The sequence below is a fragment of the Pseudoalteromonas sp. Z9A5 genome, assembly GCF_011378875.1.
Taxonomy (GTDB): domain Bacteria; phylum Pseudomonadota; class Gammaproteobacteria; order Enterobacterales; family Alteromonadaceae; genus Pseudoalteromonas.
Genome location: NZ_WTLC01000014.1, coordinates 1 through 26,485, shown reverse-complemented (window position 1 = coordinate 26,485; position 26,485 = coordinate 1). Strand labels below are relative to the sequence as shown.

At 36.6% G+C, this 26,485-nt stretch carries 17 protein-coding genes; 13 read left to right on the top strand and 4 right to left on the bottom strand.

Annotation, left to right across the window (positions count from 1 at the left end):
• Positions 1–12 precede the first annotated feature (12 nt).
• Both GQR56_RS09040 and GQR56_RS09035 read right to left on the bottom strand, forming a co-directional pair.
• A complete protein-coding gene (locus GQR56_RS09040; protein ID WP_166110570.1) occupies positions 13–3,297 on the bottom strand; it encodes a tetratricopeptide repeat protein in 3,285 nt (1,094 codons plus the stop codon).
• A complete protein-coding gene (locus tag GQR56_RS09035) occupies positions 3,297–6,008 on the bottom strand; it encodes an endo alpha-1,4 polygalactosaminidase (protein ID WP_166110567.1) in 2,712 nt (903 codons plus the stop codon). Before GQR56_RS09035 ends, GQR56_RS09040 begins: the two co-directional genes overlap by 1 nt.
• A 613-nt stretch (positions 6,009–6,621) precedes the next feature.
• Between GQR56_RS09035 and GQR56_RS09030 the strand changes: the two genes are divergently transcribed.
• From GQR56_RS09030 to GQR56_RS09010, 5 genes are all read left to right on the top strand, one after another.
• Positions 6,622–8,289, top strand: a complete 1,668-nt coding sequence (locus GQR56_RS09030) for a methyl-accepting chemotaxis protein (RefSeq protein WP_166110564.1) — start codon at positions 6,622–6,624, stop codon at positions 8,287–8,289.
• A gap of 140 nt (positions 8,290–8,429) precedes the next feature.
• Positions 8,430–8,894, top strand: a complete 465-nt coding sequence (locus tag GQR56_RS09025; protein ID WP_166110561.1) for a MarR family transcriptional regulator — start codon at positions 8,430–8,432, stop codon at positions 8,892–8,894.
• A 153-nt stretch (positions 8,895–9,047) separates the two neighbouring features.
• Positions 9,048–9,797, top strand: a complete 750-nt coding sequence (locus tag GQR56_RS09020) for a serine/threonine protein kinase (RefSeq protein ID WP_166110558.1) — start codon at positions 9,048–9,050, stop codon at positions 9,795–9,797.
• Between the two features lie 302 nt (positions 9,798–10,099).
• Entirely contained in the window at positions 10,100–11,452 is a 1,353-nt protein-coding gene (locus GQR56_RS09015) for a magnesium transporter (protein ID WP_166110555.1), read from the top strand.
• 185 nt (positions 11,453–11,637) lie between these two features.
• Positions 11,638–12,699 carry a CNNM domain-containing protein gene (locus GQR56_RS09010; RefSeq protein ID WP_166110552.1) on the top strand — a complete coding sequence of 354 codons (1,062 nt, stop codon included), beginning with the start codon at positions 11,638–11,640 and terminating at the stop codon, positions 12,697–12,699.
• A 35-nt stretch (positions 12,700–12,734) separates the two neighbouring features.
• On the opposite strand, the gene GQR56_RS09005 is transcribed toward GQR56_RS09010, so the two are convergent.
• Entirely contained in the window at positions 12,735–13,340 is a 606-nt protein-coding gene (locus tag GQR56_RS09005; protein WP_024611915.1) for a TIGR04211 family SH3 domain-containing protein, read from the bottom strand.
• Between the two features lie 214 nt (positions 13,341–13,554).
• Here GQR56_RS09005 and GQR56_RS09000 point away from each other — a divergent pair, with 214 nt between their 5' ends.
• From GQR56_RS09000 to GQR56_RS08985, 4 genes are all read left to right on the top strand, one after another.
• Entirely contained in the window at positions 13,555–15,075 is a 1,521-nt protein-coding gene (locus GQR56_RS09000) for a CYTH and CHAD domain-containing protein (RefSeq protein WP_166110549.1), read from the top strand.
• A gap of 5 nt (positions 15,076–15,080) precedes the next feature.
• Complete coding sequence (locus GQR56_RS08995) at positions 15,081–15,743, top strand: START domain-containing protein (protein ID WP_166110545.1); 663 nt, start codon at positions 15,081–15,083, stop codon at positions 15,741–15,743.
• A gap of 85 nt (positions 15,744–15,828) precedes the next feature.
• Positions 15,829–16,638: a phosphate/phosphite/phosphonate ABC transporter substrate-binding protein gene (locus GQR56_RS08990; protein ID WP_166110542.1), complete on the top strand. Its 810-nt coding sequence runs from the start codon at positions 15,829–15,831 to the stop codon at positions 16,636–16,638.
• Positions 16,625–18,856, top strand: a complete 2,232-nt coding sequence (locus GQR56_RS08985; RefSeq protein WP_166110539.1) for an ATP-binding protein — start codon at positions 16,625–16,627, stop codon at positions 18,854–18,856. Before GQR56_RS08990 ends, GQR56_RS08985 begins: the two co-directional genes overlap by 14 nt.
• A gap of 39 nt (positions 18,857–18,895) precedes the next feature.
• Here GQR56_RS08985 and GQR56_RS08980 read toward each other — a convergent pair whose 3' ends face one another.
• Positions 18,896–20,413 carry a carboxypeptidase gene (locus GQR56_RS08980; RefSeq protein WP_166110536.1) on the bottom strand — a complete coding sequence of 506 codons (1,518 nt, stop codon included), beginning with the start codon at positions 20,411–20,413 and terminating at the stop codon, positions 18,896–18,898.
• A 391-nt stretch (positions 20,414–20,804) separates the two neighbouring features.
• Between GQR56_RS08980 and GQR56_RS08975 the strand changes: the two genes are divergently transcribed.
• From GQR56_RS08975 to mrcB, 4 genes are all read left to right on the top strand, one after another.
• On the top strand, positions 20,805–22,028 hold the full coding sequence (locus GQR56_RS08975; RefSeq protein ID WP_024611921.1) for a response regulator: 1,224 nt from the start codon (positions 20,805–20,807) through the stop codon (positions 22,026–22,028).
• A gap of 234 nt (positions 22,029–22,262) precedes the next feature.
• Entirely contained in the window at positions 22,263–22,601 is a 339-nt protein-coding gene (locus GQR56_RS08970) for a P-II family nitrogen regulator (protein WP_024611922.1), read from the top strand.
• A gap of 9 nt (positions 22,602–22,610) precedes the next feature.
• On the top strand, positions 22,611–23,840 hold the full coding sequence (locus tag GQR56_RS08965; protein ID WP_166110534.1) for an ammonium transporter: 1,230 nt from the start codon (positions 22,611–22,613) through the stop codon (positions 23,838–23,840).
• 156 nt (positions 23,841–23,996) lie between these two features.
• A complete protein-coding gene (gene mrcB / locus GQR56_RS08960; RefSeq protein WP_166110531.1) occupies positions 23,997–26,339 on the top strand; it encodes a penicillin-binding protein 1B in 2,343 nt (780 codons plus the stop codon).
• Positions 26,340–26,485 lie beyond the last annotated feature (146 nt).

The following is a 26,485-nucleotide window of genomic DNA, read 5'->3' as shown; positions in this document are numbered from 1 at the left end:
TCTCTCCTAACATTAAAAATGTACGTAATATCCTAATTGTAATTGTGTATCTGAGTTACCTACTTTATTACTACTTTGGTAACCCAGCTGTAATTTAAATAAATCATCACCTAAAATAGACCACCCAGCGCCACTTGAAACCGACATATCAATATCATCGTTTATTGTTTGATATCCGGTGCTTATATCAAATAACCATGAAGGGCTTTCACCTAAATATGGAGGTTCTAACGAGCCATTTGATGCAAAAGAAGACCCTAAAGCAAAGCGTCTAAAAGGCTGAATATCTATATTTAATGGGATGTCATTACCGGTATTTAAAAGCGCATTCATACGTTCAAAATCTTGCCATTGCGCACTAAAATAAGCAGTCCAAATTGGTCTGTCTTTTAAAATACTGTATTGATACCGAGCGTTATATTCTTGTCCATTAATAAGTGAACTTCCATCATCACGTCGTGAAAAAGACATTGCCGCAGCTGATAGTTGCACACTTTGTCTGCCATCAATATTGTAGTTTACGTAGGCTGTTGCTTTATTAAGTTGCGCAAAGCTAAGTAATGCCTCTGACTGGCGGTTCTCTACGTTGTGCTCAAGCTTTAATCCAACTTGCGTACGAGAATCCCACTGGTAACGAGAGTCTAAACTAAACCCTTGGCGACTTGCTAAACTGCCTTGATGAGAGTCTATTTTTGCATCGAAATACCAACGACCCCACGTTATTTTATCTTCAATGGCAAACAATAAGCCGTTGTTATTAAAGTTTTGTTGGTTACTTAGGCTTAACTTCCATTGACCGTTCGCATATGGAAAATAAACATTAATGTCGTATTGGCTACTATTTAAACCAGCCTCTGGTGATAAGTTAATTTCAAGCGCTCTAAAGTACGAAGCACGCGCATTACGCACTAGGCTTAATTGTGATTCATCAGGCTCTTTGGTCAGCTCTTCATACCAACGTTGCATTGTGGCGTAAGGCTGCCTTAAATAGAGTAGGGCGTTTAACTCGTCTGCATCTGTTAATGTGTTTTCAGCAATAAGTTGCTTAATTTTATTAAATTCACCATTAGTCATATACAGTTGCAGTTTTTGCCACGGTTCTAATTTTTGAGCCGCTCTTCTGGCTAGCCACCAATTTGCAGCGGGTTGACCAATGGCATCAGGGGCAAGCTCATCCATTGAATTGAACTGCATCAAATGAGGAATAGCCATAGCGCCAGCCCAGCGGATCATTAATCCCCTGTAGGCATATTTATCTTTAGGTAAATGTTGTAGTAAGTAATGATTAAGCTCGGTAGCGTTTGCATAATAACCTAGCAATCGCATTACATCGGCTAAATTTACAAGTGTTGTTAAATCGCTCGGATCGGCAATCGCCAATTTACGCAGGTAAAAGTAGGCGCTGTTATAAGATTTTTCATGAATAGATAAGCTGGCCAGTAATTGCGACCATGAATAACTGGTTTCGCCTTGCGAGTAGTTGTCTAAAATACGCTGTATCATTACCGTGTCGTGCATTTGTAATGCCAACCAACCTTGTGCTAACACTACATCTGGATTGTATTCACTTAATTTTGCAGCCCGATTTAAGGTCGTGTAAGCCGCATTTAAATCACTCTGATTTTGATACCAGTTTGAAAGAATTAACCACGCAGGGTAAAGTTCTTTATTGTAACGTTGCTTTTCAAGCTCGCCATGAACACGAGCAACCGATTCTGCATCATCTATTTGTGTACTTAACAGAGCAATTTTAATGATCTGTCTAGATTGAAGTGGCGATTGTTTCCATAAATAATCAAGTAAACCTTTAGGATTGCCTTCAAACTTTAATTGCTGATAATGAAGCATATCGCCAACACTTAACGTGCTAATCGCTTTTAGTTGCTCAAATGCATAAAGTTCTTCTTTTTTATCTTGAACGCGAAGTGCCATGTCTACTCTTGCAGTCCAAAACTCGCCGTCGGTGCTCTGCTGTTTATTTTTTAAAATAGATAATGCCGTTTTAAAGTCATCTTCAAGCCAAAAAGCACGCGCAAACCAAAGTAAATCTTTTTCTTCTTTAGGTCCTTTGTAGCTTGGCCACAGTGCTTTTAAATCTTTTAAGTTACCCGTATCGTGTAATACTTTTGCTTTCCAATATTGCGACAGAGCACTTTTACCATTAATTTGTTCAAAGCGGTTTATGTTATTTAGCTCTTGCTTAGCATTACCAATAAACTCATTCGTTTGCATCCATTTAGCAAAGCCATTACCTTTTAATTGTCTATTTTGAGCTTTGTACGCGTATATATCGTTGGCATCTTGATATAAATACAAAGCGGTAGCATCATTTACGCTATCGGTAAGCATTGCAGGTGTTACAGCATGATTAGCCATCAACCATTTAAACTCATTTAATGCTTCTTTTGGTTTGTTTTGCCAGCGTTTAATTTTCCAATTAAGTAAATGAAGTTCTTTATCGTTTGGATTTTTATCGAGTAATTTTGCTAGTAATTGTTCAGCACCTTTTGCATCCCCATTAGCTAAACGCAAATGCATAGCTTGAGTAAGGTACTGAGTACTATTTGGTTCTAATTTTAATAAGTCTTCAATTGCGTTTGCCGCATCTTCGGTATTACCAGCTAAGTTAGCTAAATAAAGTGTACGTTTAACATCCTTTTGGTCACCGTATGCTTTCCACCATGCATATGCTTGCACTGAGTCATTAGCTCCAAGTGCTGTTTCAATTGCTTTTGCTGCAATATCAGCATTTATGTTGGCTTTATAAATTAATAATGCTTTTGCTGGTTCGCCCGCGCTTAACCAGTAATTAGCAGCAAGCAGCGGCTTATTATTTTTTTGATAATATTGCGCTACTTTTGCATTTAAACCAATTGCTTTAGCTATTGTAAGTACTTGCTCATCCCAGTGTTTAAATGCGCCAATTTTTAGAGATAGGTTTTCAAAATGGTCATCTTTTTTTGCACCACTAGCTAACCATAAAGAATAAAGTAGCTTTATTTCAAGTGCTGACTTTTTTTCACTCTTAGGAAGCTTTTCAAGCTCCCTTGTTGCTTCTGAGTATTCACTCAGCTCTATATGTAACTCCACTAATTTAGCACGCAATTTTTCGTTATTAGGGTCGGTGTTTAGCGCAGCATTAAGGTACGACTTTTCAAAAGTGTAATCTTGTGAAAGAGTGTCATCTTCTATAAATAAAGTGTGAGGAAATAGCGCATATAGTGCAAAACAGCTTACTGCCAATACGGCTAATATTGTTTTTAAAGAAATTAACTGAGGACGCTTTTTAGTGTTCATTATCGAGCGACTCCATTGCAGTTAAGATAGCCATAAAAGTTGCCAGCTGGTATTTCAAAATGAGTTAACTTACCTCGTGTAACGCCCTTAAATCGGGTCCCTTGATTAGATATAAACTGACAAGAACGTGCATTTATTAAATCAAGCGAAGCAGGTACCCAAGCTTTAAAGCTAACAGCACCGTTTACTTGCCAATTATCAATAACAACATTTGCAGAAGCTAAATACGGTTTATTAGTGCTTTTACTATGATCAAAATTAAGCCGAGCTATGTCATCAATAATATGAACGTAATCACCTTTTTGAGTTACTCCTAATACACCTTGGCTTTGGGAAATATTTGGCATATCAAAATCAGTAGGAATTCGTAAAGTACGGATATATTTTGAACTAAATAACCATTCACCGTCACTGTTTTTGGCCAGTGCTGAAAAATAAAAGTCTTTTGCTATTTTAGCATAATGACTTAAATGTACTGGTGTGTTTGGTCTTGCTTGCACGTAATCAATATTATGTTTTAAAGCATCTAGTCCTGCTGGTAATTCACCAGAGTAAAAGTGAAAATAAATAGTATATGGTTTTAATCTATAAGGCTTTTCTGTGATCTCAAATGTTTCAGTTAAGCGCTTAAAGCCATAAAAGGGTCCATGCCATAAATCTGTATATACATTTTCATTTAATATAGGAGTATAGATTTGATATAACAAATCGCGCTCTGGCCTACCTATTGGCGATACATGAGTAAGGCTTGGGTTATCGGCATTTACATCAGTATTACCGCCATTAACGTTCAGTACACCAGCATCACGAGCTAGCTCAAGTGCTTTAGGTCCAGGCGTTGCATCGCCAGACCATAGCATCATGACTGTTTTTTTATTTTTTGGCGTGAGCTTCTCATCAATGTACTTTATTGAATCTGTAATTTCTTTTTTTAAGCTTATAGTGTCATACCCCGGTACATCTAGATGAAAGCCATAATCAATTTCGTTTTCATCTACTTTTCGAAGGCCTGATAATGCAGTCCAAAAATAAGGATGGCTATATGTATGTGAAGCAATTTCTACATAAGGTAAGTTAAAAATACTGCGTGCAATACGTTCAAGCTTAGGGCTTTGCTTTGAATGCAAACCACTTTTTTCAATATCAGCCTGAATCACGGATGCCGTTAATGGAAGCTTGTAACGTTTAATTATTTCATCGCGAATTACTTCTGCAGAATATGGCTTACCAGTATAGTGCGCAACACTTGTAAATCCATCACCATCAATATGCAGTGTTAGCATTCGTCGACCGCTTTGCGTTGTTGTGTCGGGTACTAAAATAGGAGGAAGTTCCATTGCTTTAGTTAAAAGTGTACGGGGGTCAATAACCCATTTACTTCCTTCCATTGGTAAGGTGTCTATAAGCCAAGGGGCTACAACCACGGCACCGTATTTTGTTTTAGCACTTTGAACAATAATACTATCATCAGCTGCTTTTATATTTATAAGTGCGCTAGCATTAGGTGCTAATTTAAGTAAATAAGGTTTTATTATTGCTGGAGGTGTTGTTGCTTCACCTTTTAACCACGGGGCAAAATAATTAAGTTCATAGGGACCTTCAGGTAATATATTAAGTGCTTCAATACCTAAGTTTAGTAACAATTTTGTCGACTGTGGCAATTCACCCATGATCAGCTCAGGCACAACACCTAAGTTGCTTTGCAGCCAATTGGTAATAGTTGGAGTGTAAAACTCATCACTATTAGTCCATGAAATAATCCCAGCATGTAGGCTCGGATCAACTATTGGTAAATCTCGTTTAGCTACATCAATATAATCAGGAATATACCCTAAGTACTCAATCATAGTTGCGAGTTTTAAATGTACCGTCGTGTAAATTAAAGGTTTAATATTACTGTTGTACGGTATTAATATGCGCCTAGGAACAGGGTTAATGCTTGATGTACCCCATGTTTGTAAGTGTCCATCGGTTACCCAAGGTGCATACCCTGCGGCTATTATTTTTTGTGCCATAGCTAAACGTTTATCAGGTTTTGCGTAATCAATTACCTGTACTTTAAAGCCTAAATTTTGCGCCGTACGCAATTGTGAATTTAACCATGTTTGATCGTTTTCAGTTGTTAATTTATAGCTGTTGTCTACAGGACTGTAATGGCTATATAAACCTTCGGCAACTAAGTCTGTAGCGACTCCCTTAAGTTGCGGTAGTAGCTCAAAGCCGCGATTAAGTATTAAATGTTTATTAAATGTTGTTGATAATTTTTTGATAATCGATATTAAACCGGCTTTTTGATCTTGTTTATTATGTTTTGTATCTAAAAGCTGGTAACTATCGAGAGTATCTAAAAATAAACCGCTAAAACCACGGTCTCGTAAACTAGCTGCATTTTTTTGTAGCTGCTGTTGCCATTGCTCTGATGTTAGATCGGCAATATGACTATTCCAGTTAGGGTTAACACTAAGAGAAGATTCCCTTTTATCAAAAGATTCACCTACACTTAAATATGCATAAACAGAAATATCTCGTTGCTTAAACCAATCTAGCTCATATTTGGTTACTGATTCGGGTTGTACTACAACGCGTGAGTAAAAGGTCATTTCAGCTAGGGGCATAGGTTCAGAGTAGTAAAAGGCAATACTATTATTAGTTATTGGCTTTGCTAGCACATGGGCAGAGACTAAAAGCGCAAGATATAAAATATACTTCATTAATTATTTATTTCACTTTGTTTAAGGAGACGATTCAAAATGATGTCTGTTCCGCTTTTAATTCTAGGTAATTCGTATTAGTAATATAGTGCTATTATATGTTAATAAAAATAAAAAACCATATAATTTTTCAAGTGTTTTATTGCATTATAATTGTTAAATTGTTGTGTTTTTAATGGCTTTTTTATTGACAAATAATAATGTATATACCTAGTGGTATATTAGTTACCAAAGGTAAAACGTAGCCAATACGTAGGTTTGCTTGCTAAAGATCAAAAAAATTAAAGTGTTTTCAATTCAATATTAGTAAATTATATCGGATTAATGGGTTGCCTGTGTAGCTTTAATTAAGACTAAGGTCGCAATGTTTTAAGTATTAAAACACTTTAGCCGCGACTATAATACGTGAAAATTAGCTAATTCAATGATTTGGCTTTAATATATATTTAATTTATTACCAATGTTTATATTTTAATGTAGCAATGTAAGCAAAATGTAGTTATATAAATTGTATCCTTTATGGCAATTATAAGTGGTGGCAAAAATTCATTGATTTTTGTTATATTTATGTCATTGCTGTTCAAATTTACCGTTGTTATATTTCGGAGAAATAATGAGTAATTTAAGCTTAAAAAACAAATTATTGTTATTAGCTATTTTGCCACTTATGTTGCTTTTGATTAGTTTGATGCTGAGTTCGTACTATTTAGAATCAAAAAATCAACAGCAAAATTTTAATTCATTCAAAACTAAATTAATAAATGACAAACAAGTTTTACTAGGCACAGAAGTTGAAATTGCTACTAAAATTGTTCGCTATCAATTGGCACAAGGTTCAGAGCAAGATGCCAAAGATGCATTAAGGGATTTAACTTTTGGGCAAGGTGGTTACTTTTTTATTTACGATACTAACGGGGTTAGCGTTTTTCATGCATTACTTGGTGATGAAATTGAAGGGCAAAATAAAATAGGAATGACAGACCCTAATGGTAAAAAAATTATAGTAGGGCTACTTGATCAAGCACGTAAGGGTGGCGGGGCATTTAACTATCACTTTCAAAAACCAAATGCCACTGGCTTAGTCGAAAAAATGGGTTATGCCGATATGATACCAGGCACCGATTGGATGATTGGTACGGGTGCTTATATGGATGATATAGATGTCGAGTTGAATAAATACCAAGCTACAATGCAAGGTCATATGAATGACAAGGTAACAACCTTATTGCTAATTGCTTTATTTTGGGTTGTGTTAACCGTTATATGTGCACTTGTTGCAGCTAATGCTATGGTAAAACCGATTCAAGGAATGGTACAAAGCCTTGACGATATAGCTAAAGGTGATGGCGATTTAACTAAACGTTTAGAGATTCATACTCAGGATGAAATTGGTCAGTTAGGTGAAGCATTTAATATGTTTGTGAGTAAGCTACATGGCATTATTGCTAATGTAGTAGATGTAACGCACGATGTTAAAACAGCCTCTAGCGATATTAATACGCAAACGCAGTTAATAGAAGAAAAGTTATTAAACCATAACCATGAAACAGATTTAGTTGCCACAGCAATAACCGAAATGTCGGCAACCTCACACGAAGTCGCACAAAATACTACTCAAGTAGCAGTATCTACACAAGCGGCAACACAAGATGTTGCTAGAGCACAAGAGTGTGTTGATATTTCATTAAGCGAAGTTTCAAAGCTAATGGGTGAAATAAACATTGCAGCTAAGCAAGTTGACTCTTTGAGCGATCAATCTAAAAAAATTAATAGCGTATTGAGTGTAATTGGCGGGATTGCAGAGCAAACTAACTTATTGGCACTTAATGCTGCAATTGAAGCTGCACGTGCAGGTGAGCAAGGTCGAGGCTTTGCTGTAGTTGCTGACGAAGTAAGAAGCTTAGCAAGTAGAACGCAAGTAAGTACGTTAGAAATAAGCGAAATGCTTAGCGAGTTGCATAACCTAGTAACGGCTGCAGTTGATGCAATGCAAGCAAGTCAGCATAGTTGTAACCGTTCGGTTGAATCGTCACGTGCTATTTCTGAAAGTTTAGGTGCTGTGACAAGCTCAGTTACTTCAATTAATGATATGAGTACGCAAATTGCGACAGCGGCTATGGAGCAAAGTAGTGTGTCTGAAGAAATAAACCGCAATGTGTTTGCTATACAAGAAATTGTAAATGAGCTTACTATATCAAGTAAAACAACATCGACGGTTAGTGAACACTTAGCTGGACGAGGTGAAAGTTTAGGTAATTTAGTGGGTCAGTTTAAAATTTAAAGAGCTTTAATTAAATTTATTATTTAAGCCGTAACATTTTTTGTTACGGCTTTTATTTTTGTTTTTATAAAATTATTGAATTTTTTATTGTAGCTAAAGTCTATTGCTTGCAAATTAATATGTTAAGTAGTGAGTTGAACATGTCAAAAATACCTTCAATCAAAAGCTGTAATAATGAAGAGTTAGACCTTGAGCTAGATTTAGGGCGGCTGGTGTCGCTTTTACGTTCTAGATTGGTTGCACACATAGACCTTAAGTTAGCACCTATGGATTTAACGTCCGCTCAATATATTGTTGTTGTGTTGCTTGCTAAAGGCAGCGTTAGCACTTTGGCTGAGTTATGCGAACACATGGTTTATGACCGTGGCGCAATGAGTCGGTTACTCAATCGTTTATTTGAAAAAGGTTTAATAGCCAAAACACAATGTGAATTTGATAAACGCTCTACCATTTTATGCTTAAGTGAAAAAGGTAAAGTGTTGTACCCCGAAATTTTACCAATAATAAACGATGTATATAAGCAAGCGCTGAATGGTTTTACTGATAACGAAAAAGATCAGATTGCTGGCTTATTATTTAGAGCCATTAATAACTTGGATGCTTAACCTAAACTTTTATATCGTAGTCTCTTATTCAGAATTGTTCTATCTAACATAAAAAAGTTAGCAAGCTAACTACTCACTATTATTGTGTGTGAAATACAACTTTGATAATATAGTTGCCTAGGCAATTAAAGTTATTATTATGTTGGGTTTGTTATGATTAAAAACGATTTGTTAGCACAATTACAACACAAGTTTCCAAAGCATATATTTGAGCAACAATATTTAAGCGTTGTTCATAAAGGACGTTTTGCTAATGCAATTGTGTATCGATATAAAGATGACAAATTTGATTTGATTGTTAAAGACTTTAGTCAAAGTCCATGGTTTATTCGTAAATCGTTTGCACGTATTTCGGTTAATCAAGAATATAAAGGTCTGAGTCGTTTAGCTGATTTAAATGCTGTAGCAAATAACTTTAGCCGTTTATCACCCATCGCGGTCGCTTATGATTACATTGAAGGTACGCCACTGCGTTCATTAATCCATGAAGATAAAACCCTACCAGTTAACTTTTTTAGCGAACTTGAGCGTCAAGTCGCAAAAATGCATCGCAAAGGTATCGTCCATTTAGATTTACGTAATATGGGAAATATTTTATGTGGCACTGATGGAAAACCCTATTTTATAGATTTTCAGTCAACGATTAGCTTTGCGCGCTTTCCGAGATGGTTACAGCGGTTTATGCGTGGCACTGATATGTCGGGCGTTTATAAGGCATGGAATAAACTTTCAGTAGAACCTTTACCACAAGCTAAGCAAGACTACTTAGTACGCTTTAATCATGTTCGTAAACGTTGGATATTTAAAGGTTATCCAATACAAAGAACTTACGCATGGGGGGCTGGTATTTTTGCTCAGTTTTTAAATTCTGACATAGTACGCAGTATTACAGAGCGCCTTTAGTTTTTAACATATTTTTTAAAGCCCATGAGTTCATTTTATCGTGGGCTTTTTTTATGCCTGCTATTTTAATATCAGCTTTAAAGTACGCTATTTGTAGTATTCCTCAGTGCTGTGAACTATAAAATATAGGTCATTATTCTGCTTTTTTATAAATTTAAAATAAACATTAGGGCTCTTTATTTTTTACACATACAATGCGCAAAAATAAGTAGTTAATGTTTTATAACCGTAAATATTACCAGCATTTATTTATAGCTAAGGTACACTCTTTACATAACATAATGATTTTTTAAGGCTTTAAGATGATTGAGTATCCAGTTGATCAACTTCCACAACTTATAAATGATTTGCTGCAGTGCGATACAACAGAGCGCAAAAACAAATTATTAGCTGATGCACAGTTAACGCTCTCTACTGAGCATTTGTCTTTACTTTTTGAAGCAATTCCAAAAGAGCAACGACTTGAAATTTGGCAGTTGCTTGACGAAGACACGCAACACGAAATTTTCGTTAATTTAAGTGAAGATAGCTGTTTATGGTTATTGCAAACACTAGAAGACGTTGATGCATTTAAACTTCTTGACGAAGTAAACGTAGAAGAACTGCTAGAGCTTGAAGAAGTTATACCAGAACGTTTTGTTGAATATGCAAAAAAACAACTCGATGAAGCACAAACTAAGCAATACGATTTAGCGCAGCAATATCCGCCAGAGCAGCTTGGTCACTGGTTAGGTTTTGACTTTTTAAAAGTGTCAGAAAAATTAACTGCGGGTGGTGCTAAAAAGTTACTGCATAAAGGTTTACCGCAATACAGTGAGGTCATTTACTTAGTAAGCCGTAAAGGCAGCTTAATAGGCGAGGTTGCGGTTAATGATTTAATTAAAGCGGGTGATGGCGATAACTTAATGACATTGGCTAATCATGACTTTTCATCGTTGCATGCCGATGACGATTTATATGAAGCCGCCGAAGTGGTGATCCACAGTGAAAAAATGGCGCTACCAGTGGTTAATGCTGATAACAAATTATTGGGGCGATTAACAATTGCCTCGGCTTACGAACTACGTCAAGAAATAGCAGATGAAGCTGCTGCTAAAGCGGGTGGTTTGAGAGAAGACGAAGACCTGTTCGCAAGTGTGCGAAAAAGTGCTAAAAACCGTGGCATATGGTTAGGCATTAATTTGGCAACGGCATTTTTAGCGTCGTGGTTTATAGGTTTGTTTGGTGCAACTATAGAACAAGTTGTAGCACTGGCTGTATTAATGCCTGTAGTTGCTTCTATGGGGGGTATTGCAGGAAGCCAAACACTAACCGTTATTGTGCGTGGTTTAGCGTTAGGTCAGGTTACAGATTCAAACCGTAGCGCGTTGCTTAAAAAAGAGTTACGAGTTGGTGCTGTTAACGGATTAGTGTGGGCATTTGTAATTGGTTTGCTTACTTTCTTATGGTTTAACGACTTAATGCTCAGTATTACCATTACCGTTGCAATATTATTAAATTTAGTAGCCGCATCACTTGCTGGCGTTGTTATTCCGTCTATTTTAGACAAAATGAAAATTGATCCTGCCTTATCGGGTTCGGTTATTTTAACGACCGTTACTGATATTGTTGGGTTTGTTACCTTTTTAGGTTTAGGCAGTTTATTGCTTTTATAAGCCTTATACCAATTAGCTTAATTAAGTGAACTATTTTGAGGGAAGAAAATCGTGTCGATAACAAGGCAAAAATTTCGTTATTTAGTTGTTCTATATCAGAAATTTTTAACGTAGTTAGCGTCAGATTTAACCCCTCAAATTGATTAAGTATTATTGTGGATTGGTATTACTTACAGGAAAATATAATGACCTTTGAAGTCATGATTTGGTGTGCTATTGCGTTGTGTATTTCACAATCTGCAATATTTTCGGGCTTAAACTTAGCGTTTTTTTCGCTAAGCCGGTTACAGCTCGAAATGGAAAGCACAAAAGGCAACGAAGCAGCTATAAAAGTGATGGCGCTTCGAAACGATTCTAACTTTTTACTATCGACTATTTTATGGGGTAATGTAGGTATTAACGTACTGCTTACGCTTCTTTCTGATTCGGTATTAATGGGCGCAAGTTCGTTTTTGTTTTCAACAATAGCAATTACAATTATTGGTGAAATAACGCCACAAGCTTATTTTTCGCGTAATGCATTAAAAATGGCGAGTATGCTCTCACCACTTATCAAGTTTTACCAAATACTGTTTTATATAGTGGCTAAGCCAACAGCCTTAATACTTGATGCATGGCTAGGTAAAGAAGGTATTACCTACTTTGCTGAAAGCGAGCTTAGAGGCATTATTCGTAAACACATAGAGGCTGAAGAGGCTGATGTTCAGCATGTAGAGGGTATAGGTGCGCTTAACTTTTTTAGTTTAGATGAAATAAGCGTAACCAAAGAAGGGGAGGTAATTGACCCAGATTCTATTATATCGTTACCAACCAAACTTGATTTGCCTATTTTTCCAGAGCTTACTTTAACCGCTGATAATGAATTTTTACGTAAGTTACATAAGTCGGGTTACAACTGGGTAATTATTACTAACGAAGATGGCTGGCCGTTATTGGTTGTTGATGCTGATGGTTTTTTACGTTCTGCATTGTTTGAACCAGAAACGTTTGATCCATACCATTACTGCCATCGACCTATCATAGTGGCCGATGAGACTATGCGTTTAAGTGAAGTTATTTTAAAAATACGTGCTAATCATTCACTCGATAAATCGTTTGATGGAGCAATTGATCACGATGTAGTATTAGTGTGGAGTGATGAGAAGCGCATTATTACTGGCGCAGATATATTTGGTCGATTATTGAAGGGAATGAGTGCACCTAAACTCGAGCTTCATGAAAATACAGATAAAACAAAGCCGCTTTAAAGCGGCTTTGTTTTTAGTGTTAAGCGTTTTTAGTTTTACGCCCAACCTTCGTAGCGTTTACGACGCGACAACACTATTGTTAAAATAATACCTAAAAACAGACCCAAAAATGCGATAGCACCACCGTAAGTTAGCAATTGGCGTTTCTCTTTAGAGCTTGCTGCTTCTTTTTGAGTGCGCTCTTGTTCAAGCGTTGTTTTTAATTTAGTGATCTGATCAGATAATTGTAAGTTTTGATCAGTTAAAGTTTGATTTTGTTCTTGCAGTTGCGGAAGTTCTATTTGAGCTTGGCGAAGGTTTTCTTGCATCGTGCTCATTTCGCTACTAAGCGTTTTATATTGCTGATGTAATCCTGCTGTTTTAGTAACAAACTTAGATTCTATCCAACCTTCTCGATCTTTATCATCTTTAATTTTAATAAAGCCGTTTTCTTCAGCAGATAACAAGGTTAACTTTGTTCCAGCATCTACAGAGCCGAGTAGTCGATAATTTTTACTCGCACCAGAGCGCATAAATGTATATAAATTATCGATAATATAAGCGGTTTTTGCATCAGATGAGTTGGTTACTTGCGCTTCTTCTGCATAACTCATAAATGTGGTGGCTGTTAAAAGTAGCCCTAATAAACAATGTTTTAGCATTTATCTACCTTGTTGATCTAACTGCGTCCGTTATGAACATGATTTTTATTTCACATAAGTAGTTAGATAGTATGGATTAAATAACGTAATAGCAAGACTGATATTGTAACTCAGCTCTGGTTTTGATGGATAAATAAGGTTAAAAAATTTGCATTGTGGATGCGCTTTGTTTATTTTGAGCACTTATTTATTTTAAAGGTAATCCGCAAACCGAATGGATACTGAGATAGAACTGAAGTTTTTGGTGTCAGATGCCGTTATTCCACTGATCCCCTCATTAATTACTCAATTTGCAAAAACAGTTATTAATAAGCCATCGCGTAGTTTACAAAATGCTTATTATGATACGCCAAGCCGTGAGCTTAGAGCGCTTGATATTGGCTTTAGGACACGTTGTGCCGATACCCAATGCGAGCAAACTATAAAGCTTGCCGGTGAAGTTGTTGGCGGTTTGCATCAACGACCTGAGTACAATTTACCTATTGAGTCAAATCGTCCTAATTTAATGGCTTTTAATGCCAATATTTGGCCGCATGGCATGCAGGTGAGTAGCGTTTCTAAAAACCTATATCCTATATTTAGTACTAACTTTATTCGCCGTACTTGGTTAATCGAAACCGAAACAGGTGGCAAAATTGAAGTTGTTTTAGATAAAGGTGAAGTTGCAGCTGCGGGCAAAGTTGAGATTATTAGCGAGTTAGAAATTGAACTTGTTGAGGGAAGCCGTAGTGAGTTGTTTGCTTTTGCAGACCTATTGGTTAGCCAAAACTGTATTCGTTTAGGATTATATTCTAAAGCTGCTCGTGGTTATCGCCTTGCAGATGAAAAACCATTAAAACCAAGCAAGTCTATAGGCTTTGTTCAATTGCCAAGTAACGCAAGTCAAGAAAGTGCGTTAACAGCAGCAATGAACTTTGGTATTCGTTTTGTGCAAAAACATGAGCAATGCTATTTTGACAAGCCGAGCTTAAAAACACTAAAAAGAGTAACCGATGGCATTAGTTTAATCCGCCATACTTTTTGGTTATACGACGATATTGTGTCTAAAGAGAGTACAGATCATTTACGTACAGAACTTAAGTGGCTATTAAGTGAATTAGCATGGGTAGAAAATGCAATTCAGTTAAAAACATATACATCTAAACGCCATGCTTTTTATAAAAAAATAAATGCAGCTCCCGCGTTGGCGCAAGTTATCGGCGATTTAAAAGAACTACAACCGAGTATTGATGATATTAACGCATTGTTTCATAGCGCACGTTATAACCGCTTATTACTGTCACTAACAACTTGGTTGATTGATAAGCAATGGCGTAAAGATTGGGGACAAGTAGAGCTTCAAGCTGCAGAGAAACCTGTGTCGTCAATTGCTAATAGACTTTTTAATAAAGACTGGAAAAACTTACATCAACTATTACCAAAAGAACAAACAATGGATGTTGTTGGTTATCTTGATTTACGTTCGCAGCTTGAAAATAGTCTACTAAGTGGTAATTGCCTCGGTACTTTATTTGATAAAGAAGAACGGTTAGAGTTTAGGTTACCTTGGTTAGATATTTCTCATGGTATGTATGAGCTGAGTACTTTGGAGTATTTAAAGCAACTATGTGCGGGTCAAGAGGATGAACATTTAGCAAAAATTCAATCTTGGCTTGATCAAAAATCTGAATATTTAATAAGTGCTATGGAGCAAAGCCGACTAGCTTCTTTTGATATAAAACCTTATTGGCAATAACAACAATGCACTTTTGTAACGTTAATTTTTTACAAAGGTGCATTAGTATTTTATTTTTAGTTCAATGTTTTAACGCTCACTCTGAGCCAAAATGGCAATTGTATAATAACAAAGATGGAGTAAGTGTGTATTATCAAAGCCACAGTGATAATACATTTGAAGTAAGAGGGGTAGTTACAGTAAGTAATGTAAATGCTAATGATTTTTTAGAATTGCTTAGCGATACAAACACCGCACCCCAATGGATAGAAAACGCCTCAAAAGTAAATGTTATTAAGCATTTAAGCCCATCCGAAAACCTTGTATATAGTTACTTTGACTCTCCTTGGCCTGTTGCTAATAGAGATGTAATTACTTATTCCTGCTACTCACAATTAACACCAACTCAAAGTCAGTTAGTAGTTAAGGCTAGAGCCGACTCGCTACCTCGTGCCAAAGGGGTTGTAAGGGTTATTACTTTAAATGCACACTGGTTGTTGACCAAACAAGGTGACGATTTAAATATTGCCTATCAGGTTTATGCTTTACCAGGCGGCTCTATTCCTACATGGCTTAATAATAAAGTGGGACTTAAAAGTACTCATAAAACCCTCGTAAATTTACGCAACATACTTATTAGCAAAGAATATCAAGCAAAACCGCCTATTATTAAAGCTGGTCAGTGTTAAATACCGAATAAATAATAATTTTATGGTGGGTTTCTCAGTATTTAACTAAGCTAATAATAATTACGCGCTATTATTTGGAGATTTAATGAAGTATTTAGTGGCTATATTATGTTTAATGCACAGTTTACTATTATTTGCTCAAGAGTATACCTTTGGTGTTGTACCACAGTATGAGCCACAAAAGCTAAATGCAATTTGGCAGCCTTTGCTTAAACAAGTAAGTAAACAGACCGGAGTGACGATTAAGTTAATTACGGTTGAATCGATCCCTGTATTTGAACAAGCTTTTGCTAATGGTGAATACGATTTTGCTTATATGAATCCTTGGCATAGTGTTATAGCACATGAAAAACAAGGATATTTACCGTTAATAAAAGATGCAGGGCGTAAACTTCAAGGTATTTTAGTTGTAAATAAAGACAGCGGTATTACTAAGTTAAGCCAACTTGAAGGGGCTGAGATTGCATTTCCAGCACCAAATGCATTAGGTGCTTCATTACTAATGAGAGCCGACTTAGCTTTATTATATGGAATAACTATTAAACCGGTTTATGTTCAAACCCATCCATCGGTCTATTTAAATGTAGCATTGCGCTCAACTATGGCTGGCGGTGGCGTAATGGGGACGTTTAAGCAACAACCAGAAAACTTACAGAATAAGCTTGATATACTTTATAAAACACGTGAAATAAGCCGTCATCCAATTGTTGCTCATCCAAGGGTTGACCCTGCAATACAGCTAAAAGTACAGCAGGCTATTTTAAGTATTGGACAAGATCCAGAATTTAAATATTTGCTTGAAGAGATCCCAATTATTAAGCCGAGTATTGCAACATTAGCTGAATACCAACAGTTAACCCAATGGGGCTTACGCTCATTTTATGTTGAAAATTAAAGGGTTTCGTAGCTTAAGAGCGCAAAGCTTTATTGTGGTATTGCTTTGTGGGCTACTAATGGCTTTTCTTTTTATATTTTACGCATTACCTGAACAAGCACGCTGGGTAAATGATGGTTTGTCAAAAGCAGCTCAGCGTTCTTTAGTTCAATTATCTACCTCGCTTACTACACCATTATTAACTAGGCAATATGCAGAGCTTTATGAAGAAATAGACAGCCAGTTGCAAACCCGTCCTAATTGGAAAAGCATAAAAATTGTTGATTCTGAAACAGGAAATCAGTTGTACCCACTCGAAACATGGATAGGGGCTAATGAGAATGGTGATTTGTTGTTATTTCAACAGGTTGAATTTTTAGATAAATCACTTGCTAATATTAGCTTGGTTGTTAACTTTACAAATGAAATAAATGAATCATCAAAACTCCATTACACGTTAATATACATACAGTTTATAATTTTAGTTGTCGTTTTTATAGGCTTGGCTTGGCTGGTAGATTATAGAGTTACGTCGCCTTTGAGAACGCTAAAACTTGGGTTTGCACGTTTGGCTAAAGGTGATTTTGATTGCCACATAGACAAACAACAAAAAAATGAGGTTGGTAGTGTTATTAATGCATTTAATAACATGGTTAATGAAGTTGCTAACAACCATCAAAAGTTAAACATATTACGTATTCAAGCTGAGTCTGCAAGTAAAGCAAAATCTGATTTTATGGCAAGTATGAGCCATGAGTTAAGAACACCCTTAAACGCAATTTTGGGTTTGGCTCAACTGTATGGATACGATGAAAAAGCAAATGAAGTACATAAGGAAAACGCTAAAAGCATTTATCAAGCAGGCGAACATTTATTATTGCTTATAGATGATGTACTTGATTTAACTGCTATTGAGTCGGGTAATATGCAATTTAGTTTTTCTTACGTTCCAATTAAAAATATCTTAGAAGAATCGGTTGAGCTAGTAACTGAGCTAGTTAAAGGGCAGTCAATCACACTTACAACCCAAGGCTTTGAAGCACTTGAAGGGTTGAGTATTTATATTGATCAACGCCGATTTAAACAAGTAATGCTTAACTTGCTGTCCAATGCAATAAAATACAATAAGCCAAATGGCAGCATTAATGTTAACTGCAGAGTTTTAAGTACAAAACAGTGTGAAATAGATGTAATCGATACAGGTTGTGGCTTTGCTCCTGATGATATTTCTCGTTTATTTAAACCCTTTGACCGTTTAGGCGCAGAAACCAGCAAAGTGAATGGCACAGGTATAGGCTTAGTGATTACCAAAGAGTTAGTAGAGCGTATGCAAGGCTCGCTTAGTGTGCACAGCAAGCAAGAACAAGGCTCATGCTTTACCTTAACTTTTAATGGTTTTGAACAAGCGCATTTACCTGCACAAGCACAAATACAAGAAGTAACAAAGCAAAACTTAGATGCGGTAATGCTGCCCACGCTTGAAGTTTTAGTTGCTGAGGATCAGGTAACAAATCAGCAGGTATTAAAACAACAATTGACCATGCTAGGGGTCAGCTCTACTTTTGTTAGTAATGGTGAGCAAGCTTGGCAGGCACTGCAAAATAGCCGCTTTGATATTTTATTAACTGATATTCAAATGCCTTTACTTGATGGGTTAGGGTTAGCTAAAAAAGTACGTAAACAGAGTGCCTTTAACGACCTTATTATAATAGCGATTACTGCCAACATCACTAAAAGCAATATAGATAATTGCCATAACTGCGGAATGAATGGCTTTTTAACTAAGCCCATTGAGCTTGTTAAATTAAAAACATTACTAATGGAGCATTCACAAACAATAGTAAGTACAAATGAAGAAAAGCATAGTGCAGCAGAGATAACCTCAGATAACTTTGATCAACTAGATATAACTTTATTAAAAGCAATGCTAGGTGATGATCCAACAATACATTGCATGGTATTTAACGCATTTTTACAAACAGCGGGTGAGCAAATAAAACTAATAAATGCTTACGCGATAAGCGAAAACTACACTGACTTAGCGTTTCAGGCGCATGGTTTAAAGTCTTCATCCAAATCAGTCGCTGCTTTAAAACTTGCCCAATTATGCGAGCACGTTGAATTGCTTGCAGAAAAGAAAGCTGTTAAAAGCGAAATAATAAGTGATTTAGAGTTATGTTTTAACGATGTAATAACTCAACTTAAAAGCTATTGTTTGCGACATGAAAAGCACACATAAAAAATGGCTCATAAAGAGCCATTTTTTTATGTGTGTTTTTTAGTATTTTGCAGCTTGCCCTTCTTTTGGTAAAGCTTGCTCAATAAAGTCACGTAAATCGTTATTAGAACTTTCTAAATCAGCATGACGAAGGTACATCATGTGTCCACTTCTATAACCTTTGAAACTCAAACGATCTTTCATTTTTCCGCTTGGATCTAATTGCCATAATGTATATTTAGCGTCAAAGTAATTGGTTGCGCCATCAAAATAGCCAGACTGAATCATTACGTTTAAGTAAGGGTTTTGCGCCATTGCCAAGCGTAAATTCTCACCTGTATTGTTACCTGTTCTATCCCACGGATGCACGTTGCCAAATAAGTTATATTTTACATCTGTTTTATAGTTTAACTCTTCGCGTAAATAGTGATTAATAGCAGGTGTGAATGAGTGTAACCAAGACGTAAGTTCTGCCCAATAGTCAGGAGATTCTCCAGCATCGCGTTTATCCATTCCTAAATAGCGAGAATCGAGACGACCAACAGTTTGTCCTCGTTCTCGTAGCAACTCTTTCCAAAAGAATTGAGTAGGGATATCTAAGTTATTTTGCTCAACAAACTTTTCTGATAAACCAGCGTAGTGCGCCATCTTTGTAATAACTCGACGTTTTTCGTCAGCATTAATAAAACCACCTTTAGCAAGTGCTGGAATTAATTCGTTTACAGTAAACAGCTCTACTTCAGGTAATAACTCATCTAGGTCTTTGGCTTGTAAGTCGGCTTTAAGCGCTTTGTGGTACCAAGCTGTTGCTGCAAAGTAAGGTAGGCGGTTAGCTGCTTTAATTGGGCCGTCGCGTTTAATACCAATATCGGTAGGTGATACAAGTACAACACCGTTTATATACATCCATTGACTGTTTTGTAGCTCATGAGCAAGACCAGATACACGTGTTGTGCCGTAGCTCTCGCCAATTAAGAATTTAGGAGAGCGCCAGCGCTCAGCTCTATTTACAAAAGTATTAAGCCACTCTGCAAGGTATTTAATATCGGCATTTACACCAAAAAACATTTTCTTTTGTTCTGCTTTAGATAAAATTTCACCTTTATCGTTTTCAAGTACACGAGAGTAACCAGTATTAACGGGGTTTACATACACAATATCGGCGATATCGAGTACGGAGTAAGGGTTATCTTTTACACCATATGGTTGAATAGGGTAGCCTTCGTCATCAATTTTTAATACGCGAGGACCCGTATATGCAAGATGCATCCATACAGAGGCTGAGCCAGGTCCGCCATTAAACGAAATTAATAATGGACGAGTTGTTCTATCGTCTACCTTATCGCGTGTGTAGTAAGTGTATTGCAATGTGGCTACGGCATCCCCTTTATCATCCCAAACAGGCTGTGTGCCAGTCGCTACAGTATAAGTAAAGCGCTGACCATTTATTTTAGCTTTATGCTGAGTTACAACTTTACTATCAACATCTATACGACGTTGATTATCTGCAAATGAGGCAGTGCTGAGTATTAATGCAATAACAGTTACCGGTAAACCGATAATACGACTAAGCTTCATGGAGTATCCTTATTATTGTTGATACGCTATTAAAGATAAAAATGAGATAAATAACAAAGGTATTGAGACTAGTGGCCGATAATACTGGTTAAGTAAAAATAATAAGTGTTAAAGAGCTGTGTAATGCACCTTATTAACACTATTTTATGTTTATTTATTTAGCTAATTACAAAAATCCGGTATATTTGCGTCCTAGTTTGTATCTTTTTTGTATACAAGCTCATTCAATAAATCTAATGGAATACGCTTTAATATTTAAAGCACATTACAACAATACTTACCGGATGTTTTATTTACTCTTTTTTGTAGTTTAAAGCTGCAAAAATATAGTTTTATTATTTTTTATTTGTAGTTACGGCTATAAAATTAATCAGAAGTAAAGAGAAGGTCTATGCAAAGAGTATTAGTGGTAGAAGACAGTAAAGTAGTGCAACAGGTTCTACGCCACTTAACTGCGCAGTACCTTGATGTTGCAATTGATTTTGCATGGTCCTTAGCTGAATGCAAAACATATGTTGAAAAACATAATTATTCACTCGCCTTAGTTGATTTAACTTTACCCGATGCACCACACGGTGAAGTTGCGCAGTACACTTTAACTAAAAAAATACCAACAGTTGTTCTAACATCTAAAATTGATGAATATAAACGCCAGCAAATGCTCGAACTCGGTGTTGTTGATTATGTTATTAAAGATAATCGTGATTCGTATCATTACGCCGTTAAGCTAGTTGCTCAGCTATTAAGAAACCAAGGCTGTAAGGCACTTATAGCAGATGATTCAATGCTGAGTCGTTCTTTGATGAAGCAAATGCTTCAAAAACAACTGTTTGATGTAACAGACGCCCACGACGGTCAGCAAGCCCTTGATATATTAAAAGCTAATCCAGATATAAAATTATTAATGACCGATTATGCAATGCCTACAATGGATGGCTTCGAGCTTGTTAAAGCAGTGAGAAATTTTAGAGGTCGCGACGATTTGGCCATTATTGGTTTATCAGGTGCCGGCAAGCATGGTTTGTCTGCACGATTTATTAAATATGGTGCAAATGATTTTTTAACAAAACCATTTATGAATGAAGAGTTTCATTGTCGAGTATTACAAACAATGGAGCAGCTTTCTTTAATAGCCGACATAAAAGAAAGTGCCTTTAGAGATCATTTAACAGGGCTTTATAATCGCCGTTACTTTTATCAATATGCAGAAAAACTATTAAAAAATAAAAATCAAAAAAACACGCTTGCATTGCTTGATATTGATTTTTTCAAAAAAATTAATGACACATTTGGGCATGAAGGTGGTGATCAGGCTTTAAAACAAGTCGGTTCATTAATGCGCTCTACGTTTTCAAACTTTACGGTTGCACGAGTAGGCGGTGAAGAGTTTGCGATTATCTTACCTGATATAGAGCTTGCCCGAGGGCGTGAATATTTAGAAGCATTTAGAAAGAAAATGGCAAGTTATGATTTTTCTATTACAGATAAGCCATTAACCATCACAACAAGTATAGGTGTCGCAGATTTTCAAAATACCAGTCTTACTGATGCAATGCGCGTTGCCGATACCGCTTTGTATGAAGCTAAAAGTAGAGGTCGTAACTGTATTGTATAGAAAACAAAGCGTTGTCTGATTTAAGGTTTTTAGTCGCTTTTAAAGAAGAATAAAACACTCAATGCACCAATGTAGCTAACTTGTTAAATTAACGCACCTAGATGGTGCGTTTTTTTTGTCTTTTATTTTGCTTTTGAACTTAAGTTATTGTTTTTAATTTATATAAAATAGTGGCACAAAGGTTGGATTGTATCAATTAATCAGGATAACAATAAGCGTCCAAAGGGGGCCACTATGAAAATGATTAGTGCAATAATAAAACCATTTAAATTAGACGATGTGCGAGAAGCACTTGCTGATTTAGGTATTGAGGGGATGACTGTAGTCGACGTTAAAGGTTTCGGCCGTCAACGAGGTCATACAGAGTTATATCGTGGTGCAGAATACCAGGTTGATTTTATTCCTAAAATTAAACTTGAAATAGCTACTCGCACAGAAAACTGTCAACGCGTTGTAGAAGCTATAACAAAAATCGCCTCTACAGGTAAGATTGGCGATGGTAAAATTTTTGTGTACGACTTAGATCAAATTGTTCGTATTCGTACTGGCGAGCTTGACGAAGAAGCACTTTAAGGAGGCATCATGGAAAATACAATAATAGAACTAAAATTTTCACTCGATACCTTTTATTTTTTAATCTCAGGTATATTAGTAATGTGGATGGCGGCAGGTTTTGCCATGTTAGAAGCGGGTTTAGTTCGCTCTAAAAACACAGCAGAAATTTTAACTAAAAATGTCGCATTATACTCAATCGCTTGTACGATGTTTTTACTTGTTGGCTACAACATTATGTATGTAGGCAATGAAGAGGGTGGGATTATTCCATCAATAGGCGCTTTAATTGGCACGCAAGCGGCTGATGCTAGTCACTCTTTAGAGTCTGACTTTTTCTTTCAAGTAGTGTTTGTTGCAACAGCTATGTCTATTGTATCGGGTGCAGTTGCTGAACGTATGAAACTATGGGCTTTCTTAGGTTTTGCTGTTGTGCTTACGGGATTTATTTACCCAATTGAAGGTTACTGGAAATGGGGTGGAGGGTTTTTACATACAATGGGTTTTGTTGATTTTGCTGGTTCAGCAATTGTGCATGGTGCAGGCGCAGCAGCAGCATTAGCTGGCGTACTAATTCTAGGTGCTCGTAAAGGTAAATACGGAAAAAATGGCGAAATATATCCTATTCCAGGTTCTAACTTACCACTTGCCACGCTAGGTACATTTATTTTGTGGATGGGTTGGTTTGGTTTTAACGGTGGTTCGCAATTACTACTTTCTGATAAAGAAAATGCAACTGCGGTTGGTCAAATACTGCTTAATACCAATGCAGCTGCTGCAATGGGTGCAATTTCAGCACTGTTCGTATGTAAAGTACTTTGGGGTAAATCAGATTTAACAATGGTTTTAAATGGTGCATTAGCAGGCTTAGTTGTTATAACTGCAGACCCATTATCACCATCTCCGTTAATGGCTTGTTTACTTGGTTTACTTGGCGGTGCGCTTGTTATATTTAGTATTATAGCGCTCGATAAAATTAAAATTGATGATCCAGTTGGCGCTATCTCTGTTCATGGTTCGTGTGGTGCGTTAGGTATTATATTAGTACCACTTACCAATGGCGAAGCTAGCTTTGTTACTCAGTTAATTGGTCTTCTTTGTATCACTGGATTTGTTTTTATCACGTCGTTTATTGTTTGGACTGTACTTAACAAAACAGTGGGAATACGCGTTACAGAAGAAGAAGAGCTAAATGGTATGGATCAACATGACTGTGGTATTGAAGCATACCCTGAGTTTGTATCAGTTCGTAATGGCTAAAATATAGTTTTGTAAATTTATAGTGTGTTCACTCAAAGCTCTACTTCGGTAGGGCTTTTTTTGGTTTCAGGGAAGGTTAACTTTTGAGGTGTTAGGGTTATGGGCTATATGCTAAGATCCACTTTGCAAATAACCTTTGGAATAAATTACACTTAAATGGCTGATAATAAAAAAACACCTACCAGTAAGTCTCCAACTAAACGTGCGAGTAAATCATCGAGTACGCCACAAAAAGGTGCTTCTAAAAAAGCTAAAAAAACAACTGCTGTTGTTGCTAAACGCTCGTTTGTTAGAAAAACATGGTCTGTGTTTTGGAAGTTTAGCTTAGCTGTAATTATAGCGATGGCGATGTACTTCATTTATTTAGACTCAAAAATCACTCGTCAATTTGAAGGCAATAAGTGGCAATTACCTGCACAAGTTTATGCGCGTTCTATGGAGTTTTACCCAGGACAGTTTTTATCAAGCCAAGAAGTAATATGGGAACTTGAGCGATTAAATTACACGTCGGTAAATAAGCTAAGCCGTACAGGGCAATTTGTTCAATCTGCTGATAGCATCAAAATTTATCGTCGTGACTTTGAATTTTATGATGGGCTTGAGGAGTCTCATGTTATTGAACTTCGTTTTGCAGGACAAAAAGTAGCAACCATAAAAGATAAATTTGGTAGACGCTTAAATAACGCCAGATTAGAGCCCGTACAAATAGCGCGAATTGGTAACGACTCAAAACAAGATAGAGAGTTTGTGCCGCTTGATAAGTTTCCTGCAATGTTAAAAGATACGTTACTTGTTGTAGAAGATCGTAATTTTTATGAGCATCACGGGGTGTCAGTATTTTCTATTTTACGTGCACTTTATAGCAATATACGTGCAGGGCGCACCGTTCAAGGTGGTAGTACACTTACGCAACAATTAGCTAAAAATATTTATTTAACGCGCGAGCGATCACTTTTACGAAAAGTAAATGAGGCTTTTATAGCGCTTATTTTGGATTATCGTTATTCAAAAGATCAAATTTTAGAAGCCTACTTAAATGAAGTCTACCTTGGTCAGTCTTATAACCAAGGCGTACATGGTATGGGCTTAGCTTCTGATTTTTATTTTTCAAAGCCTATAGATGAGCTTGAATACGACCAAATAGCATTGCTGGTGGCTATGGTTAAAGGACCGTCTTACTACAATCCTCGTCGTTATAAAGAACGTACTATGGAGCGTCGTGACTTGGTACTTCGTTTAATGGTTGAAAATAAACTATTAAATACAAAAGAATATAGAGCATCGTTAAATAGACCTATCGATATTGCACCAATGAAAGCAAGTTTACAAAAATCGTACCCAGGTTATTTAGAGTTAGTAAACCGTGAGCTAAATAAGTTATTACCTGATCAGCAAACACTTGATGCAGGTGTAAGAGTATTTACTTATTTTGATTTGCAAAAACAAACGGCGATGGAAGAGTCGATTGAAAAAAGCTTACCGTATTTAGAAAATAGACCTAAAACCGAAAAGCTAGAAGCGGCAATGATCTCTGTTAATGTAGAAAAAGGCGGTGTATCGGCATTAGTCGCAGGGCGTGATGTTCGTTACTCTGGTTTTAATCGCGTTTTAGATACAAAACGTAATATAGGTTCTTTAGTTAAGCCTTCAGTATATTTAACTGCTTTACAACTTCCTCATTATAACTTAGCGACGTTACTAGATGACTCGCCATTACAAGTAACGAATGAAGAGGGAAAAGTATGGGAGCCAGAAAACTTTGATCATCAGTATCGAGGTGCTATCCCGCTTTATAAAGCATTTAGCCGTAGCATAAACATTCCCGCAGTAAATTTAGGGCTTGATGTAGGTGTAGATCAAGTAGCAAATACATTAAAAGGTTTAGGTGCTAAAGGCGCGATAAATGAATATCCTTCGCTGCTTTTAGGTGCTCTAGAAATGTCGAGTTACGAAGTTGCACAGTTATATACCACTATCGCTGCTGACGGTGAATACAGAGAGCTTACAGCTATTTCAGCATTAACCGACTCAGTGGGTAAAGTTCTTTATAAACATACTGTAAAGTCAGAACCACGTTTTGATAAAGGTGCTGTTTACATGACTAAATATGCCATGAAACGTGTAACGAAAGACGGCACTGCTAAGCGTTTAAATTTACACTTTCCGTCAATTCAACTAGCTGGAAAAACAGGTACTAGTAATGATTTACGTGATAGCTGGTTTGCAGGGTTTGATCAAAATACGGTAACAGTGGCTTGGTTAGGCAGAGATGACAACAAAAGTACAGGACTAACAGGGAGTGTAGGGGCGCTTGAGGCATATATTCGTTATTTAAAGCCACTTAACCCGCAATCTATAGCTGATACTCGACCACCTTCTATTCGCTGGGCTTTTGTTAATGAAGAAACGGGTAAACAAGCTCCGCCAGGATGCGGTAAGGTAATTCAGCTGCCACTTAGAGCAAGCGAGTTCGAGCCAAGACCACAGTGCATAAGGTAATAACTAAGTTAAACAAGAAAGCTGCTTTTTAGCGGCTTTCTTGTTTAACTGTTGCTCATAGGTTAGACATTAAGAGATAATTGGATTCAGGCCGCATTTTAATCGTCCTTTTTCTTTATCTCTTTTTGGGTTCGCTCTTCGTGCAT